This window comes from Burkholderia latens (assembly GCF_902499045.1).
Taxonomy (GTDB): Bacteria; Pseudomonadota; Gammaproteobacteria; order Burkholderiales; family Burkholderiaceae; genus Burkholderia; species Burkholderia latens.
The window spans coordinates 17,699-35,820 of record NZ_CABVPL010000011.1; the positions used below are offsets into that span (position 1 = coordinate 17,699).

Sequence of the window (18,122 nt, forward strand, 5' to 3'; positions counted from 1 at the left end):
CGTGCGCGACGATCGTATAACTGGCACAACCGGACCATCGATCCGGTGCCGCGCGCCGTGCGGCGGACGAACGACGATTCGACCGGCGATAGAACGGGACATAACGGGACACGCGGCTGCCGCGCCCTCGCGCGCGAGCGGGCCGCCAACAGGAGGGAGACGATGACGATGGCAATGACCGACGGACCGGCGTCGCGCTGGTCGGATGGCAAACGTTATCTGTGGCTGCTCGGCGCGCTGACGATCACGCTGCCGATCTTCGCGGCCCAGCTCGCGCTGTCGACGGGCCTGCACGTGTTCTGGTGGTTCGGGCCGCTGTTCGCGTTCGGCGTGATACCGATCCTCGACACGTTCATCGGCGACGATCGCGACAATCCGCCCGAAACCGTCGTCCCGCATCTCGAACGCGAGCGCTACTACCGCTATATCGTTTATCTCGCGACGCTGGTCGAATACGTCGCGTTCTTCATGTGCGTGCGGATCGTCGGCACGCATACGCTGGCGTGGTACGACTATGTCGGCTTCGCGCTGTCGCTCGGCGCCGCTACGGGCATCTCGATCAACACCGCGCACGAACTCGGGCACAAAACCAGCCGCTTCGAGCGCTGGCTCGCAAAGATCACGCTCGCGCCGGTTGCGTACGGGCACTTCTTCGTCGAACACAACCGAGGGCACCACGTGCGCGTCGCGACGCCCGACGATCCGGCGAGCGCGCGCTTCGGCGAATCGTTCTGGGCATTCCTGCCGCGCACGGTGACGGGCAGCATCCGTTCAGCGTGGCGGCTCGAGAAGACGCGGCTCGAGCGGTTCGGGCATTCGCAGTGGACCTGGCGCAACGAGGTGCTGCACGCGTGGGCGATGACCGCCGTCGTGTGGGGCATCGCGATCGCGATGGCCGGCAAGGTCGTGATCCCGTTCCTCGTACTTCAGGCCGTGTACGGCGCGTCGCTGCTCGAGGTCGTGAACTACGTCGAGCACTACGGGCTCGGCCGCCGCAAGCTCCCCAGCGGCCGCTACGAACGTTGCACGCCGCAGCATTCGTGGAACAGCAATCACGTCGTCACCAACCTGTTCCTGTATCAGCTGCAGCGGCACGCCGATCATCACGCGAACCCGACGCGCTCGTACCAGGCGCTGCGCCACTTCGACGATTCTCCGCAATTGCCGGCCGGCTACGCGACGATGATCCTGTTCGCGTATGTGCCGCCGCTGTGGTATCGCGTGATGAACCCGCGCGTCGTCGCGCACTACCGCGGCAACATGGCGCAATCGAATATCAAGCCGTCGATTCGCGCTCGTGTGCTCGCGCAGTATTCGGCGGCGGCGTGATACGCGGCGGCACGGCCGCCGGCAAGCGGATGCGGACGTGCCGTACGCGTGCGCGCTCCCGCATCGCGGCTGCGACGGGCGCAGTAGCGGCCACCATCGGACGACCAAAACGAAAAACCCCGTGATCCTTTCGAATCACGGGGCTTCGTATTTTGGCGGAGAGGGTGGGATTCGAACCCACGGTACGGGGAAACCGTACGCCTGATTTCGAGTCAGGTACATTCGACCACTCTGCCACCTCTCCTTCCTTACCGCTTCATTTCCCGGTTGGTCGTATCCGGGAAAGAAAAGATTATAGAACGATCTCTTCGAAACTAACAAGCCCTTTTTGCAAATTTTTTTGCGGGACTTCGAACGCCGATCGTTCGGCAATCTCACGACGCCTGTGCGGGCGCTTCGATTCGCTCGATGCCGCCCATGTACGGACGCAGCACCTCCGGCACCGTGACCGAACCGTCGGCATTCTGGTAGTTCTCGAGCACCGCGACGAGCGTGCGGCCGACCGCGAGGCCGGAGCCGTTCAGCGTATGCACGAGCTCGGGCTTGCCCTGCGCGTTGCGGAAGCGCGCCTGCATCCGGCGCGCCTGGAACGCCTCGGTGTTCGAGCAGCTCGAGATCTCGCGATAGGTGTTCTGCGCGGGCAGCCACACTTCGAGGTCGAACGTCTTCGCGGCCGAGAAGCCCATGTCGCCGGTGCACAGCGTGATCACGCGGTACGGCAGGCCAAGCTTCTGCAGGATCGCTTCCGCGTGGCCGACCATTTCGTCGAGCGCCGCGTACGACGCGTCCGGCGCGACGATCTGCACCATTTCGACCTTGTCGAACTGATGCTGGCGGATCATCCCGCGCGTATCGCGGCCGTACGAGCCGGCTTCCGAGCGGAAGCACGGCGAATGCGCGGTCAGCTTGATCGGCAGCGCGGAGCCGTCGACGATCGATTCGCGCACGGTGTTCGTCAGCGAAATCTCGGACGTCGAGATCAGGTATTGCGTGATCGTGTTCTCCGCACCGCCCTTCTCGACGCGGAACATGTCGTCCGCGAACTTCGGCAGCTGACCCGTGCCGTACAGGATTTCCGGGTTCACGATGTACGGCGTATACGTCTCGCTGTAGCCGTGCTGCAGCGTATGCGTGTCGATCATGAACTGCGCGAGCGCGCGGTGCAGCCGAGCGATGGAGCCGCGCAGCATCGTGAAGCGCGCGCCGGCCAGCTTCGCGCCCGTTTCGAAATCGAGGCCGAGCGGCGTGCCGACGTCGACGTGATCCTTCACCTCGAAGTCGAACTGGCGCGGCGTGCCCCAGCGGCGCACTTCGACGTTGTCGGCTTCGTCCTTGCCGACCGGCACGCTTTCGTGCGCAATGTTCGGCATGCCGAGCATCAGGTCGGACAGACGCGCCTGGATCTCGCCGAGCTTGGCTTCCGACGCCTTCATCTCGTCGCCGATCCCGCCGACTTCGGCCATCACGGCCGACGTGTCCTCGCCCTTCCCCTTCATCGCGCCGATCTGCTTCGACAGGCTGTTGCGGCGCGCCTGGAGCTCTTCGGTGCGGGTCTGGATCGCGCGGCGTTCCGCTTCGAGTGCGGAGAACGCGGCGACGTCGAGGGTGTAGCCGCGATCGGCGAGGCGCTTCGCGACGCCGTCGAGGTCTTTGCGCAGCAACTGGATGTCGAGCATGGGAGGACTTGGAAAATCGTTGTGTAAGACGGGAATTCTAACGCACCGCGCGGCCGCCACGGCACTGGCCGGACGGACGATGCCGCAAACGCGCGACGCGCATGGCAGTATTGCGTTGCCGGCCCGCGCTCGCGCCGGCGGCGAAGCACGCCGTGCAGCGCGCGACGGCCGCTGCTCCGGCCCGGTACGACGCGGCGTGCCGACGGTCCGCCGTCACATCACGATCATTCGAGAGAACCCGATGGCCATTGAACTGGACAAGGATGTCCGCGACCGCGCGATCGCGTCACTGCAACGCTATTTCACGGAAAACATGGACGAGCCGATCGGCAACGTCCAGGCGGGCGCGCTGCTGCACTTCTTCGTCGAGGAAATCGCGCCGGCGATCTACAACCTCGCGATCGCCGATGCGCAGGAGCGCCTGCACGCGCGGGTTGCCGAGCTCGACATCGAATGCCACGCGGAGCCGTTCGAGTATTGGAAGAAGCAGCCGGGCCGCAAGCGCTGACGCCCCGGCGAGCGGCGCCGGCCGGTGTACGACGCTCGGCGGTCAGTCGTTCTTGCCGGCCTCGCGGTCGAGTTCGCGCAGCCACGCGAGCTTGTCGGCGATCTTCGATTCGAGCCCGCGCGGCACCGGCTTGTACCAATGCGGCTCGCGCATCCCTTCCGGGAGATAGCGCTCGCCGGCCGCATACGCGTTCGGCTCGTCGTGCGCGTAGCGATACGCGTGGCCGTAGCCGAGCTCCTTCATCAGCTTGGTCGGCGCGTTGCGCAGATGCACGGGCACTTCGCGCGACTTGTCCTGCTTCACGAATGCCATCGCCTGGTTGAACGCGTTGTAGCCGGCGTTGCTCTTCGCCGCGCACGCGAGATAGATCACCGCCTGCCCGAGCGCGAGCTCGCCTTCGGGCGAACCGAGCCGCTCGTAGGTTTCGGCCGCGTCGTTCGCGATCTGCAGCGCGCGCGGGTCGGCGAGGCCGATGTCTTCCCACGCCATCCTCACGATGCGCCGCGCGAGATATTTCGGATCCGCGCCGCCGTCGATCATCCGGCAGAACCAGTACAGCGCGCCGTCCGGGCTCGAACCGCGCACCGACTTGTGCAGCGCCGAGATCTGATCGTAGAAATTGTCGCCGCCCTTGTCGAAGCGTCGCGCGTTCAGCGTCATCGCGCTGCTGACGAAATCGGCGTCGATGGTCGTCACCCGGGCCGACGATGCGGCCGTCTGCGCCTGCTCGAGCAGATTCAGGAAGCGCCGCGCGTCGCCGTCCGCGTAACCGATCAGCGTATCGATCGCCTTGTCGTCGAACGCGAGGCCGTCGAGCGCGATTTCCTGTGCGCGCTTGAGCAGCTGCCGCATCTCGTCGTCGTTCAGCGACTTCAGCACGTACACCTGCGCCCGCGACAGCAGCGCCGAGTTGACTTCGAAGCTCGGGTTCTCGGTCGTCGCGCCGATGAACGTCACGAGCCCCGACTCGACGAACGGCAGCAGCGCGTCCTGCTGCCCCTTGTTGAAGCGGTGGATTTCGTCGACGAACAGGATCGTGTGGCGGCCGGTGCGGTTCAGCGTGTCCTTCGCCTGCTCCATCGCGTCGCGGATGTCCTTCACGCCGCCGAGCACCGCGGACAGCGCGATGAATTCGCAGTCGAACGCGAGCGCGGTCAGGCGTGCGAGCGTCGTCTTGCCGACGCCGGGCGGCCCCCACAGGATCATCGAATGCGGTTTGCCGGATTCGAACGCGAGCCGCAACGGCTTGCCTTCGCCCAGCAGATGCGTCTGGCCGATCACCTCGGCGAGCGTCTTCGGCCGCAGCGCCTCGGCGAGCGGCCGGCGCGGCTCGACTTGAAACAGGTCGGACATGAACCCTCGCTCCAGATCAAACGATGGCGGCCGAACCGGCCGCCGGACCTGACATTATGACAGCCGCGCGACCATGCCGCCGCGCGTGGCGGGCGGCGAAGGCGCCGGGCGCCCGCGCCCGGGACCGCGCCGCGTGCCGACGCGCAGAGCCGCGCCTGGTACTGCTCCCGGTGCGCGCGGCTGGTACTCGCGTTCCAAAACAACACGGGCCTGCCGTTGCCGGCAGGCCCGTGTCGGGACAACAGTACGACGACCGTCAGCCGTTGATCACGTCCGCGCCCTTCGGCACGACGAACTTGAACGCATCGCCTTTCAGCGGCGGGTTCGTCTGGATGTTCGTGAACGTCAGCAGCGTGACGTTGCCGAACACGTCGTGCAGCTCCATCGCCGCGAGCGTGCCGTTGCGGAAGCCGATGCCGATCCGCTGGAATTGCGTGTCCTGCGCCTTCGGCAGCATCTCGAGCCATTCGATGCCGCCCTTCTCGCCGGCATCGCGCAGCGTGTAGCTCTTGTCGAGGTCGTTGCTGCCGAACAGGATCGCGGCCGGGCTCGCGCCCAGCGCGCCGTTCAGCTTGCGCTCGGTGACCTGGTTCAGGTCGCGGTCGTACACGTACAGCTTGTCGCCGTCGGCCTGCAGCACCTGCTGGTACGGCTTCTGATAAGTCCAGATGAACTTGCCCGGACGCGAGAACACGAACGTGCCGCTCGAATTGTCGTTCGGCTTCGGTGCGGCCTGCGCGGCGCTCGCGCCCTTGGCCGGCGCCTTGACGATCTGCTGCGTGAAATCGCCCTTCGCCGAACGCACCTGCGACACGAAGGCCTTCAGCTGCTCGGTGCCGCCCGCGAACGCGTGCGTCGCCGCGAGCATCAGCGATGCGCCGGCGAACGCCGCGCCGAGCCAGCGCCGCGCCGAACGAAGGGAAGGGACGAACGAAAGTTGCTGCATGATGCGGTTTTCTCCGTGGGTGGCCGGCGCGGCGGGCGCCGCGGACTCATTCCGCGTCGCGCGCCGGCACAAGAATTTCGCGGTTGCCGCTCGACGACATCGCCGACACGAGCCCCGACTGTTCCATCTGTTCGAGCAGCCGCGCCGCGCGGTTGTAGCCGATCCGCAAATGACGCTGCACGAGCGAGATCGACGCGCGGCGGTTCTTGATGACGATCTCGACCGCCTGGTCGTACAGCGGATCAGACTCGCCGCCGCCTTCGCCAGTTCCCGCCCCGGCCGAGCCTTCGTCGCCGTCGGCGGTGCCGCCTTCGAGCAGCCCTTCGACGTAGTTCGGCTCGCCCTGCTCCTTGAGCTTCTCGACGACGCGATGCACTTCGTCGTCGGCGACGAATGCGCCGTGCACGCGCACGGGCAGCCCGGTGCCCGGCGGCAGATACAGCATGTCGCCCATCCCGAGCAGCGATTCGGCGCCCATCTGGTCGAGAATCGTGCGCGAGTCGATCTTCGACGACACCTGGAACGCGATCCGCGTCGGCACGTTCGCCTTGATCAGGCCGGTGATCACGTCGACGGACGGACGCTGCGTCGCGAGGATCAGGTGGATGCCGGCCGCGCGCGCCTTCTGCGCGATCCGCGCGATCAATTCCTCGACCTTCTTGCCGACGACCATCATCAGATCGGCGAGCTCGTCGATCACGACGACGATGTTCGGCAGGCGGCCGAGCGGTTCAGGGTCGTCCGGCGTCAGGCTGAACGGATTCGGAATCTTCTCCTCGCGCTTGGCCGCGTCGTCGATCTTGTTGTTGTAGCCGGCGAGGTTGCGCACGCCGAGCTTGCTCATCAGCTTGTAGCGGCGCTCCATCTCCGCGACCGTCCAGTTCAGCGCATGGCCGGCCTGGCGCATGTCGGTGACGACCGGACACAGCAGGTGCGGAATGCCTTCGTAGACGCTCATTTCCAGCATCTTCGGATCGATCAGGATCAGGCGCACCTGCTCGGCGGTCGCCTTGTACAGCAGCGACAGGATCATCGCGTTGATCCCGACCGACTTGCCCGAACCGGTCGTGCCGGCGACCAGCAGGTGCGGCATCTTCGCGAGATCCGCGCACACCGGCTTGCCGCCGATGTCCTTGCCGAGGCTCAGCGTCAGCGCCGACGACGCGGCCGCATAGACTTCCGAGCCGATGATCTCGGACAGGTGCACCGTCTGGCGGCGCTGGTTCGGCAGCTCGAGCGCCATGTAGTTCTTGCCGGGAATCGTCTCGACCACGCGGATCGACACGAGCGACAGCGAACGCGCGAGGTCCTTCGCGAGGTTGACGATCTGGCTGCCCTTCACGCCGGTGGCCGGCTCGATCTCGTAGCGCGTGACGACCGGGCCCGGATACGCGGCGACGACGCTCGCCTCGACGCCGAAGTCCTTCAGCTTCTTCTCGATCAGGCGCGACGTGAATTCGAGCGTATCGGCGGAAATCGCTTCCTGCGTCTTCGGCGCCGGATCGAGCAGCGACACCGGCGGCAGCGTCGAATCGCCGGGCAGATCGGTGAACAGCGGCACCTGGCGCTCGCGCTCGACGCGCTCGGACTTCGCCGGCGTGACGACCGGCGGCACGATCGTCACGGGCTCGTGATCCTCGATGCGCACGCGCTCCTCCTCGACCTTGCCTTCGCGGCGCACGGCCGCGGCCTCGCCCAGCTTGCGGTCGCGCTCGGCCTCGCGGCGCAGTTTCGCGACGTTGACGGCCGACAGGATCGCGCCGCCGACGCGCTCGGCAACCGACAGCCACGAAAAACGGAAATACAGCGACAAGCCGATCGCAAGCAGGATCAGCAGCAGCAGCGTGCCGCCGGTGAAGCCGAACGCGTGCGACATCGCGCCCGCGACGGCCTCGCCGATCACGCCGCCCGGCGCGCGCGGCAATTGCACCTTCAGCGACCACATGCGCAGCGCCTCGATGCCGTCGCACGCGAGCACGACCAGCACGAACGCGAAGATCTCGGTGAGCCAGCCGATCGGCCGCTCCGGTTCGTCGACGACCGCCTCGTGACGCGTGATGCGCCGGTAGTTGACCGCGATGCGCCGCCCGAGCGGCACGATCAGCCAATACGCCGACAGGCCGAAGAGCAGCAGGATGATGTCGGCCGTCCACGCGCCGACGCGCCCGGCCCAGTTCGAGATGTGGTCCACCTGCGCGGCGTGCGTCCAGCTCGGATCGCGCCGGCTGTAGCTCAGCAGCGCCATCACCAGAAAAGCGCAGAGCGCGACCTGGAGAATCCAGCGGATCTCCGTGAGGAGCTTCGACATCCGGTGCGGCAACGCCTGTGCCTGGGCGGAATAAGGAGCTTTTGCCATGAATCCGTATAGAGAAGACGGGCCGCGTGCCCGCCTGTCGTTCGATCGCGCTTATTGTAAACGCTGCATCGGGCCGCCAAGTGTAAATGACGGTTACATAAGAGGGCCGCGGTCACTCGTCAACCGGATACCGCGCATGCAGGCCAGACACGAGCGCCGGCCCCGTCACTCGCGCCCGACTGCGACAATGCGCCGCCCGATGCGGCGGTGCGGTGGTCGTCGCTGCCGCCCCACCGTGCTCGCGGCGCCGGCCGGCCGCCCGCGAAACGCTATCGTCGCGATTGAAACTCTCGTTCGGCAGCGCAGCAACGGGGCCTTTATAATGCGCGTCTGATACCCATCTATGACGGCATCCCGGTCAAACCAACCGTCCGGCGCGCCTTACCCCGCCCGCCGCGGCCGCCTTTTACGGATTCGCACATGTCCACGCCCAAACACGCCAAAGTCCTGATTCTCGGTTCCGGCCCCGCCGGCTACACGGCTGCCGTCTATGCGGCACGCGCCAACCTGTCCCCGGTGCTGATCACCGGCATCGCGCAGGGCGGCCAGCTGATGACGACGACCGACGTCGAAAACTGGCCGGCAGACGCGAAGGGCGTGCAAGGCCCGGAACTGATGGCGCGTTTCCAGGAGCACGCGGAACGCTTCAACACGGAAATCGTCTTCGACCACATCCACACCGCGAAGCTGCACGAAAAGCCGATCCGGCTGATCGGCGATTCGGGCGAATACACGTGCGATTCGCTGATCATCGCGACCGGCGCGTCCGCGCAGTATCTCGGCCTGCCGTCCGAAGAAGCGTTCATGGGCAAGGGCGTGTCGGCCTGCGCGACGTGCGACGGCTTCTTCTATCGCAACCAGGAAGTCGCGGTGATCGGCGGCGGCAACACGGCCGTCGAGGAAGCGCTCTACCTGACGGGCATCGCGAAGAAGGTCACGGTGATCCACCGCCGCGACAAGTTCCGCGCCGAGCCGATCCTGATCGACCGGCTGCTCGAGAAGGAAAAGGAAGGCGTCGTCGACATCAAGTGGGATCACGTGCTCGACGAAGTGACGGGCGAGGAATCGGGCGTCACGGGCCTGCGCATCAAGAACGTGAAGACCGGCGCGACGCAGGATCTCGCCGTGCAGGGCGTGTTCGTCGCGATCGGCCACAAGCCGAACACCGACCTGTTCCAGGGCCAGCTCGAGATGAAGGACGGCTACATCCTGACGAAGAGCGGCCTGCAAGGCAACGCGACGTCGACGAGCGTGCCGGGCGTGTTCGCCGCCGGCGACGTGCAGGACAACGTGTATCGCCAGGCGATCACGAGCGCCGGCACCGGCTGCATGGCCGCGCTCGACGCGCAGCGCTATCTGGAAAGCCTGCACGACAAGAAGTAAGCCGCAAGCGGTTGCCGCGGCGGGCGCTACAATGGCGTCCGCTGCCGCGCAGCGCGCTTGACCGGAAAGCCGCTGCCGCCGCGCAGCGGCTTTTTTGTGCCCGCGCGCCCGAACGCGCCTGCCCCGTTATCGAATCATGGCGAAGAACCAGCCCCATCCGAGCGATCCCGCGAAGCGGCAGATCGCCGCCCGCCCCGCGACTCCCGCGCCCGCCGCGCCGCCGCCCGCGCTCGACCCCGCCGCGTTGCGCGGCCAGGGCCTGGGCGGCCTCGGTGCGCTGCGCAAGTCGCTGCAGGGCGAAGCCGACCGGCGCGAACGCGCGCGCGTCGAGACCGCGAACGCGGTCCGCCAGGCGGAGGCCGACGCGAACCTGTTCCGCAACGAAATCGGCGCGATCCAGCCGCTGAACGCGCCGCCGCGCGCGAGGTCGGGCCGCACGCCGCCCGACCCGGTGCCGAAGCAGACGCAGCGCGACGAGGAAGCGGTGCTGAACGCGACGCTGTCCGACGAATTCGATCCGGAAACGCTGCTCGACAGCGACGAATCGCTGTACTACCACCGCCCGGGCATCAGCCGCGACATCGTGCGCAAGCTGAGAAGCGGTGCATGGATCGTGCAGGCGCAGCTCGACCTGCACGGGATGCGGCGCGACGAGGCGCGCGACGCACTCGCGGAATTCATCCGCGAAGCCGGCAAGAAGGGGCTGCGCTGCCTGCGCGTGATCCATGGCAAGGGCCTCGGCTCGATCGGCAAGGAGCCCGTGCTGAAAGGCAAGGTGCGCGCGTGGCTCGTGCAGAAGGAAGAAGTGATCGCGTTCTGCGAGGCGCGCAGCCACGACGGCGGCGCGGGGGCGGTGCTGGTGCTGCTGCAGCCGCTCGCGGCGCCCGCCGAACGGGGGCCGCGTGCCGCATCCTAGGCTGACGCTCGCGATCTCGATTCTGGAAGCGATCGCGACGCTGGCTTTCGCGATTTCGGGCTTCATCGAGGCGCGCAAGAATCGTCTCGACTCGGTCGGCACGTTCGTCGTCGCGCTCGCCACCGCGTTCGGCGGCGGCACGCTGCGCGACATCCTGCTCGAACGCCGGCCGTTCTACTGGGTCGTGCACGACGACTACGTGATCGCGATCTTCGTGCTGGCCGTGTTCGCGCCGTTCGTGCTGCGGATGTTGTCGCGGCTGTCGGCCGAGCGGCTGTTGCTGGTGGCCGATGCGATCGGGCTCGGCATCTTCAGCATCTCCGGCACCGCGATCGCACTCGACGCCGAGATGCCGCGATTCATCGCGGTGATGATGGGCGTGATCACCGGCGTGGTCGGCGGGATCGTGCGCGACGTGCTGTGCAACGACATTCCGCTGATCCTGCGCGATTCGCGGCCGTACGCGACGTGCGCGTTCGTCGGCTGCTGGTTCTACCTGCTGCTCGCGTGGCTGCAGTTCGACTCGGTGTACAGCGTGCTGCTCGCGACCGGCTTCATCCTCGTCGCGCGGCTCGCGACGTTCAAGTTCGACGTGCGGTTGCCGCACTGAATCCACGCATTCGCCGGATCGTGACGGGATCCTCGAACCGGCCCCGGTCACTTCACGCCGCCGCAACGGCCGCGACATTGGGCGGCCACACTTTTTTACACTTCCATTTCATGGATTGCCGCGTCGTGCTACGTTCCGCCCGTTGAAAACGAACAGGGCAAACGGGCATGACGACCTTCTACGCGGTAGTCGCGGGCGATCCACTCGACAGCGGCGGCTACGTCCTCGACGGCGGCAACGGCGGAACGATCGCCGGTGATGACGGCACGCGCCGCAGAATCGCGTTCGTCGGTCAATGGGCGTGGTGCAGCACGTGCGAAAGCGTCGGAACGATCGAAGCAGCGCCCGGCGCTCCGGCGAACGGACCAATGCGCGACTTCGCCCACGCCGGAAGGATTCAAGCGTTGAGCAACGACTGGGTGCGATGCCGTTGCGAGCGCGCTCCACGCATCGTTTCCCGATACGGCCGCAAATGGAAAATAGAGGCCCCGGGTTGCGACACTGGCTACACCGATGCAAGCCGCGGTTGCGTCATCCGCCTGTAACGATCGCTTCGTCCTCCGCGACACGGCACCTGCTCGGACAAATCCGCTACACCATGAATCGCGGCAATCGACGGCATCCGGATCGAACGATGATCCGGACGCGTCACCGATGCGCCGATCCCGCGTGACTCACGCGATCCGCTCTTCCGACGCCGGATCGAACAGCACCGCCTTCGACACGTCGAACAGCAGCGACTGCGTCTGCCCCGGCTGCGGGTTCGCGGCCGGATGCACGCGACTCACGATCCGCTTGCCGTTCACCTGCGCGAACACGTGCGTGTCCGGGCCCGTCGGCTCCGTCACGTCGACGCGCACGTCGATCGGCTGCAGCTTCGACGCCTCGCCGTGATGCGCATTGCGCGCGTCGGTGATGCGCTCCGGACGCAGGCCGAGGATCACCTCGCGGCCGACGTGGCCGTTCATCCGCTTCGCATCGAACGGCAGGTTCAGCGCGCTGCGCCCGAGCCCCGTGTCGATCTCGAGCGCGACGCCGCTGCCCTGCTCCACCAGCTTGCCGTTGATGAAGTTCATCGGCGGCGCGCCGATGAAGCCGGCGACGAACAGGTTCGACGGCGAATCGTAGATGTCCTGCGGCGCGCCGAACTGCTGGACCACGCCGTCCTTCATCACCGCGATCCGGTCGCCGAGCGTCATCGCCTCGATCTGGTCGTGCGTCACGTACACGATCGTCGTGCCGAGGCGCTGGTGCAGCAGCTTGATTTCCGCGCGCATCTCGATGCGCAGCTTCGCGTCGAGGTTCGACAGCGGCTCGTCGAACAGGAACAGCGACGGATCGCGCGCGAGCGCGCGGCCCATCGCGACGCGCTGGCGCTGGCCGCCCGACAACTGGCCCGGCTTGCGGTCGAGCAGATGCTGGATCTGCAGCATCGCGGACACGCGCTCGACGATCTGCTGCTGCTCGTTCTTCGGCACCTTGCGGATATTCAGCCCGAACGAGATGTTCTCGCGCACCGTCATCGACGGATACAGCGCGTACGACTGGAACACCATCGCGATGTCGCGATCCTTCGGCGACAGGTCGTTCACGACCTTGCCGTCGATGCAGATCTCGCCGCTCGTCACGGTCTCGAGACCGGCGATCATGTTGAGCAGCGTCGACTTCCCGCAGCCCGACCCGCCGACCAGGATCAGGAACTGTCCGTCCTCGATCTCGATGTCGACACCCTTCAGGACCGGCACCCCGTTCGGGTAGGTCTTGTACACGTCACGGATGGAAAGGCTTGCCATGCTGTGAATCCTCTGTCTCGTCTCGCGCGGCGCACGCCAGCGCCGCGTCGGGTTCGTTTCGATGCGCCGCGCGTCGTGCGCGGCCGGTTCGTCGTATCGGATGAAGCCGCGCTTACCCCTTCACCGCGCCCGCCGTCAGCCCGCGCACGAAGTAGCGGCCGGCGACCACGTAGACGAGCAGCGTCGGCAGCGCGGCGATGATCGCGCCGGCCATGTCGACGTTGTATTCCTTCACGCCCGTCGACGTGTTGACGAGGTTGTTCAACGCGACCGTGATCGGCATCGAATCGACGCCGGAGAACACGATCCCGAACAGGAAGTCGTTCCAGATCTGCGTGAACTGCCAGATCAGGCACACCATGAAGATCGGCAGCGACACCGGCAGCAGGATCTTCGTGAAGATCGTGAAGAAGCCCGCGCCGTCGATGCGCGCGGCCTTCACGAGCTCGGCCGGCACGCTCACGTAGAAGTTGCGGAAGAACATCGTCGTGAACGCGATCCCGTACACGACGTGCACGAACACGAGGCCCGGAATCGTGTTCGCGAGGCCGAGCATCCCCTGCAGGCGCGCCATCGGCAGCAGGATCACCTGGAACGGAATGAAGCAGCCGACCAGCATCATCGTGAACAGCGCGTCCGCGCCGCGAAAGCGCCAGTGCGTGAGCACGTAGCCGTTGAACGCGCCGATCAGCGACGAGATCAGCACGGCCGGAATCACCATCTGCAGCGAGTTCAGGAAGAACGGCTTCATCCCGTCGCAGCGCACGCCGGTGCATGCGCCGCTCCACGCCTTCACCCACGGGTCGACGGTCCAGTGCGACGGCGGCGTCAGCAGGTTGCCGGTGCGAAGCTGGTCGAGATCCTTGAACGAAGTCGACAGCATCACGTAGATCGGGAACAGGAAATACAGCGCGAACAGGATCAGCGCCGCATAGATCACTGCCCGGCTGATCGTCATCTTAGGCTGCATTGCGGGTGCTCCTCGATTCCATATACATCAGCGGCACCAGCACCGCGACCACGGTCGCGAGCATCATCACCGACGACGCCGCGCCCAGGCCCAGCTGGCCGCGGTTGAACGAAAACGTATACATGAACATAGCCGGCAGCGACGACGACGTGCCGGGGCCGCCCGCCGTCAGCGCGACGACGAGGTCGAACGTCTTGATCGTGATGTGGCACAGGATCAGCAGCACCGAGAAGAACACCGGGCGCATGCTCGGGATCACGATCTTGCGATAGATGGTCGGCAGCGTCGCGCCGTCGACCTGCGCGGCCTTGAAGATCTCGCCGTCGACGCCGCGCAGCCCCGCGAGGAACAGCGCCATCACGAAGCCGGTCGACTGCCACACGGCCGCGATGACGATGCAGAAGATCGCCTTGTCCGGATCGTCGAGCCAGCCGAACGAGAAGCTCGTCCAGCCCCAGTCGTGCATCACCTTCTCGAGGCCGAGGCCCGGGTTCAGGATCCACTGCCATGCGGTGCCGGTCACGATGAACGACAGCGCCATCGGATACAGGAAGATCGCGCGCAGCGCGCCTTCGTTGCGAATCCGCTGGTCGAGCAGGATCGCGAGGAACAGGCCGAGCCCGACGCAGATCGCGATGAACGGAATCCCGAACCAGCCGAGGTTCGCGGCGGAGGTCCACCACACGTCGTTCTGGAACAGGTCCGTGTAACGGCCGAAGCCGTCGAATTCGTAATTCGGCAACAGCCGCGAATTGGTCAGCGACAGATAGCCGGTAATCAGGATGAAGCCGTAGATGAACACGACGGCGATCGCGAGGCTCGGCGCGAGCACGAGCTTCGGGATCCAGCGATCGGCGAAGGCCGACATCGGCGACGTGCGCCGCGCGACGGCAGCGCCGGATCCGTTTCCGCTAAGAGGGGCAGCCACTTGATTCGACTCCTGGAACGAGGGCGGCGCAGGCCGGGCCAGCGCCGGGTACGGCGCGGGCCCGCGGGCGAGCCCGTTTGCTGCACATGCAAAAACGCCCGGCCGCCGATGCGCTTCCGGCCGGGCGCCTGTCGCGCTTTACTTCACCTTCGCGGCTTTCGCGAGCGCGGCCACCGCGCTCTTCGAATCCTGCTGCGAGTTCATGAACTTCGTCACGACGTCGGTGATCGCGCCGGCCGTCGCATCGCCCTGCGCCATCCCGTGCGCCAGCGACGGCACGAAGCCGCCCGACTTGATCGCGGTCTGCTCGTCGGCGTACGACTTCTTCGCGCAGTCGTCGAACTTGTCCATCTTCACGCCCAGACGCACCGGCACCGAGCCCTTCAGCAGGCTGAACTGCTCCTGGAAGTCCGGCGTCATGATCGTCTTCGCGAGCGCGATCTGGCCCGGCGTCGCATTCTTCTCGCCCTTCTGCTGGAAGAACACGAACGAGTCGACGTTGAACGTGTACGAATTCGCGGTGCCCGGCACCGGCGCGCAGATGTAGTCCTTGCCCGCCTTCTTGCCGGCGTTCTCGAACTCGCCCTTCGCCCAGTCGCCCATGAACTGCATGCCGGCCTTGCCGTTGATGACCATCGCGGTCGCGAGGTTCCAGTCGCGGCCGTTGCGGCCGGTGTCGAAGTAGCCCTGGATCTTGCGCACCGTGTCGAACACCGACACCATCTGCGGCGAGCTCAGCGTCGCCTGGTCGAGATCGACGAGCGCCTTCTTGTAGAACGCCGGGCCCTGCGACAGCACGACGTCTTCCCACAGCGTCAGGTCCTGCCACGGCTGGCCGCCCATCGCGACCGGCTGGATGCCCGCGGCCTTCAGCTTGTCCGCAACCGCGAAGAATTCAGCCCAGGTGGTCGGCACCTTCGCGCCGACCTTGTCGAGCGCGGCCTTGTTGATGTAGAGCCAGTTCACGCGGTGCACCGAGAACGGTGCGGCGACGGTGTGGCCCTTGTACTTGATGATCTTGTCGATTTCCGGCGGCAGGTTCTGCTTCCAGTCGCCAGCGGCGGAATCGATGTTGACGAGCACGCCCTGGTCGGCCCAGTCCTGGATCAGCGGGCCCTTGATCTGCGCGGCCGACGGGGAGTCGCCGCTGATCACCTTGGTCTTCAGCGCGGTCATGGCCGCGGCGCCGGCGCCGCCCGCGACCGCGAAGTCCTTCCACACGTAGCCCTGCTTCTGCATGTCGTCCTTCAGCACGCCGACGGCCTTCGACTCGCCGCCCGAGGTCCACCAGTGCAGCACCGTCACGTTCTCGGCCGCCTGCGCCGCCACGGCGCCAGCCATCAGACCCGCGGCGCAGAGCGCGCCCATGATCGAGCGAACTTTCATTACTTATCTCCTCCAGACTGAATCAACTCGTGAGGTTCCCCGACGGGGAACCGGCTTCTTGATAAACGACGGGGAAATCGAGCCGCGGGACGCATGCAGCGTACGGGGCCGATGACCGGCCGGGCTCTTACAGAAAGCGTGAATCGAGATTCAACGGCGTGTCTCCTCTTTGTGTTTCTGGCCCGCCGCGATGCCGCGGCGCGAGCCCGGGGGCGACGGCGCGCGAACGATGCGCTCCGTCAATGTCCGATACCATTCGGCACAAGGCGTTCCCGAAGGCGAAGCTCGTGCAGTTCGTCGACCGCACATCTTTTTTTCTTCACCCAGGTGCTACCCCTTGCGGCGGATTGTAGTTAAACTACAATTCAGTGTCAAAAATATTTTTATCGCACTACGGATCGCTTCCGAGCACCCCAACTGGCGGAGACACATGCATACCGATTCCAGCTTTACCTTCGTACTTTTCGGCGGCACCGGCGACCTGTCGATGCGCAAGATCCTGCCCGCACTGTTTGAAGCCCACCGCGGCAACATGCTGGCGGAAGGCGGCCGGATCATCGCCGTCGCGCGACACGAATCGGAACGGGCCCACTATCTCGAGTGGGTCGACACGCACGTGAAACCGCATGCGGCAAAGGCTGCCGGCAGCGCATTCGACGAAAACGCGTGGAAGTCCTTCCTCGAGCGCATCGAATACGTGAACCTCGATCTCGGCCGCGCGGAAGACTACGTCGTGCTGCGCGACGCGATCGCGCACCTGCCGGGCATCCGCGTGTTCTATCTCGCGACGGGTCCGTCGCTGTTCGTGCCGATCTGCAAGGCGCTCGCGTCGGTCGGCCTGAACGAAGGCGCGCGCATCGTGCTCGAGAAGCCGCTCGGCTACGACCTGCGCTCGTCGAACGCGATCAACGACGCGGTCGGCGAGATCTTCGCGGAAGACCAGATCTACCGGATCGATCACTACCTCGGGAAGGAGCCGGTGCAGAACCTGCTCGCGCTGCGCTTCGGCAACGCGCTGTTCGAGCCGCTGTGGCGCCGTGAATGGGTGGAGAGCATCCAGATCACGATCGCCGAGGAACTGGGCGTCGAGGCGCGCGGCGATTTCTACGACAATACGGGCGCGCTGCGCGACATGGTGCAGAACCACTTGCTGCAGTTGCTGTCGATCGTCGCGATGGAGCCGCCGCATTCGATGGATTCGGACTCCGTGCGCGACGAGAAGCTGCGCGTGCTGCGTGCGCTGAAGCCCGTCGATCCGCGCGACATCGGCAAGGTCGCGGTGCGCGGCCAGTATCATGCGGGCGTGATCAAGGGCGTGCAGGTGCCCGCGTATGCGACCGAGCCGGGCGTGAAGCCCGACAGCCAGACCGAAACCTTCGTCGCGCTGAAGGTCGAGATCGAGAACTGGCGCTGGGCCGGCGTGCCGTTCTTCCTGCGCACCGGCAAGCGGCTCGCCGACCGCGTCGCGGAGATCGTCGTCAACTTCCGTCCGGTGCCGCACTCGGCGCTTGGAGCATCCGCGCTGCGCGCCGGCGCGAACCGCCTCGTGATCCGGCTGCAGCCGAACGAGACGATCCGCCTGTACTGCCTCGCGAAGCAGCCCGGCGAAGGGATGAACCTCGCGAGCGTGCACCTCGATCTCGCATTCGACCAGTTCTTCAAGGAAGGGCAGATGGAGGCGTACCAGCGCCTGCTGCTCGACGTGATCAACGGCCGCCTCGCCCTCTTCGTGCGCCGCGACGAGCAGGAAGCCGCGTGGCGCTGGGTCGAGCCGATCCTGAACGAATGGGCGCGCACGCTGAAGCCGCCGAAGCCGTACGCGGCGGGCACGTGGGGGCCGGCCGCGGCGAGCGCGATGCTCGCGCAGCATGGTACCTGCTGGCTCGAAGAGGAAAACTGATGCAAGCCGTTGCCGCGCGCGCCGTGCGCGCGGCAACGTGCGCCACGATTCATACGAATTGAACAGAC

General features: G+C 66.1%; 15 protein-coding genes and 1 tRNA gene. 7 read left to right on the top strand and 9 right to left on the bottom strand.

Going from position 1 to position 18,122, the window contains the following annotated elements:
* The first annotated feature begins 168 nt into the window (after positions 1-168).
* Positions 169-1,329: an alkane 1-monooxygenase gene (locus BSE24067_RS10615; protein WP_151065460.1), complete on the top strand. Its 1,161-nt coding sequence runs from the start codon at positions 169-171 to the stop codon at positions 1,327-1,329.
* Between the two features lie 153 nt (positions 1,330-1,482).
* Here BSE24067_RS10615 and BSE24067_RS10620 read toward each other — a convergent pair.
* Positions 1,483-1,573 (bottom strand) — tRNA-Ser (locus BSE24067_RS10620).
* A gap of 130 nt (positions 1,574-1,703) precedes the next feature.
* Entirely contained in the window at positions 1,704-3,005 is a 1,302-nt protein-coding gene (gene serS, locus BSE24067_RS10625; protein WP_151065455.1) for a serine--tRNA ligase, read from the bottom strand.
* 241 nt (positions 3,006-3,246) lie between these two features.
* Between serS and BSE24067_RS10630 the strand changes: the two genes are divergently transcribed.
* Complete coding sequence (locus tag BSE24067_RS10630) at positions 3,247-3,513, top strand: DUF2164 domain-containing protein (RefSeq protein WP_151065456.1); 267 nt, start codon at positions 3,247-3,249, stop codon at positions 3,511-3,513.
* Between the two features lie 42 nt (positions 3,514-3,555).
* Here the strand turns inward: BSE24067_RS10630 and BSE24067_RS10635 are convergent, their stop codons facing one another.
* The 3 genes from BSE24067_RS10635 to BSE24067_RS10645 form a co-directional block, all read right to left on the bottom strand.
* Positions 3,556-4,866 carry a replication-associated recombination protein A gene (locus BSE24067_RS10635; protein WP_151065457.1) on the bottom strand — a complete coding sequence of 437 codons (1,311 nt, stop codon included), beginning with the start codon at positions 4,864-4,866 and terminating at the stop codon, positions 3,556-3,558.
* Positions 4,867-5,122: 256 nt separating this feature from the next.
* On the bottom strand, positions 5,123-5,812 hold the full coding sequence (gene lolA / locus BSE24067_RS10640; protein ID WP_151065458.1) for an outer membrane lipoprotein chaperone LolA: 690 nt from the start codon (positions 5,810-5,812) through the stop codon (positions 5,123-5,125).
* A 46-nt stretch (positions 5,813-5,858) separates the two neighbouring features.
* Positions 5,859-8,168: a DNA translocase FtsK gene (locus BSE24067_RS10645; protein WP_059467030.1), complete on the bottom strand. Its 2,310-nt coding sequence runs from the start codon at positions 8,166-8,168 to the stop codon at positions 5,859-5,861.
* Between the two features lie 420 nt (positions 8,169-8,588).
* On the opposite strand from BSE24067_RS10645, the gene trxB reads away from it, so the two are divergent.
* The 4 genes from trxB to BSE24067_RS10665 all read left to right on the top strand — a co-directional run bounded on the left by trxB (position 8,589) and on the right by BSE24067_RS10665 (position 11,622).
* Positions 8,589-9,551, top strand: coding sequence for a thioredoxin-disulfide reductase (trxB, locus tag BSE24067_RS10650; protein WP_151065459.1), 963 nt, complete (start codon positions 8,589-8,591; stop codon positions 9,549-9,551).
* 136 nt (positions 9,552-9,687) lie between these two features.
* The gene (locus BSE24067_RS10655) at positions 9,688-10,467 is read left to right on the top strand and encodes a Smr/MutS family protein (protein WP_174904747.1); all 780 of its coding nucleotides are present in this window, start codon (positions 9,688-9,690) and stop codon (positions 10,465-10,467) included.
* Positions 10,454-11,077, top strand: coding sequence for a trimeric intracellular cation channel family protein (locus tag BSE24067_RS10660; protein ID WP_151063347.1), 624 nt, complete (start codon positions 10,454-10,456; stop codon positions 11,075-11,077). Before BSE24067_RS10655 ends, BSE24067_RS10660 begins: the two co-directional genes overlap by 14 nt.
* A 167-nt stretch (positions 11,078-11,244) precedes the next feature.
* Positions 11,245-11,622, top strand: a complete 378-nt coding sequence (locus BSE24067_RS10665) for a PAAR domain-containing protein (RefSeq protein WP_151063346.1) — start codon at positions 11,245-11,247, stop codon at positions 11,620-11,622.
* A 129-nt stretch (positions 11,623-11,751) separates the two neighbouring features.
* Here BSE24067_RS10665 and BSE24067_RS10670 read toward each other — a convergent pair whose 3' ends face one another.
* The 4 genes from BSE24067_RS10670 to BSE24067_RS10685 form a co-directional block, all read right to left on the bottom strand.
* Positions 11,752-12,870: an ABC transporter ATP-binding protein gene (locus BSE24067_RS10670; RefSeq protein ID WP_151063345.1), complete on the bottom strand. Its 1,119-nt coding sequence runs from the start codon at positions 12,868-12,870 to the stop codon at positions 11,752-11,754.
* A gap of 112 nt (positions 12,871-12,982) precedes the next feature.
* Positions 12,983-13,840: a carbohydrate ABC transporter permease gene (locus BSE24067_RS10675; protein ID WP_040143627.1), complete on the bottom strand. Its 858-nt coding sequence runs from the start codon at positions 13,838-13,840 to the stop codon at positions 12,983-12,985.
* Complete coding sequence (locus BSE24067_RS10680) at positions 13,830-14,768, bottom strand: carbohydrate ABC transporter permease (RefSeq protein ID WP_151063344.1); 939 nt, start codon at positions 14,766-14,768, stop codon at positions 13,830-13,832. Before BSE24067_RS10680 ends, BSE24067_RS10675 begins: the two co-directional genes overlap by 11 nt.
* Positions 14,769-14,906: 138 nt before the next feature.
* The gene (locus BSE24067_RS10685) at positions 14,907-16,154 is read right to left on the bottom strand and encodes an ABC transporter substrate-binding protein (protein ID WP_151063343.1); all 1,248 of its coding nucleotides are present in this window, start codon (positions 16,152-16,154) and stop codon (positions 14,907-14,909) included.
* 430 nt (positions 16,155-16,584) lie between these two features.
* On the opposite strand from BSE24067_RS10685, the gene zwf reads away from it, so the two are divergent.
* A complete protein-coding gene (zwf, locus tag BSE24067_RS10690; protein ID WP_151063342.1) occupies positions 16,585-18,054 on the top strand; it encodes a glucose-6-phosphate dehydrogenase in 1,470 nt (489 codons plus the stop codon).
* Positions 18,055-18,122 lie beyond the last annotated feature (68 nt).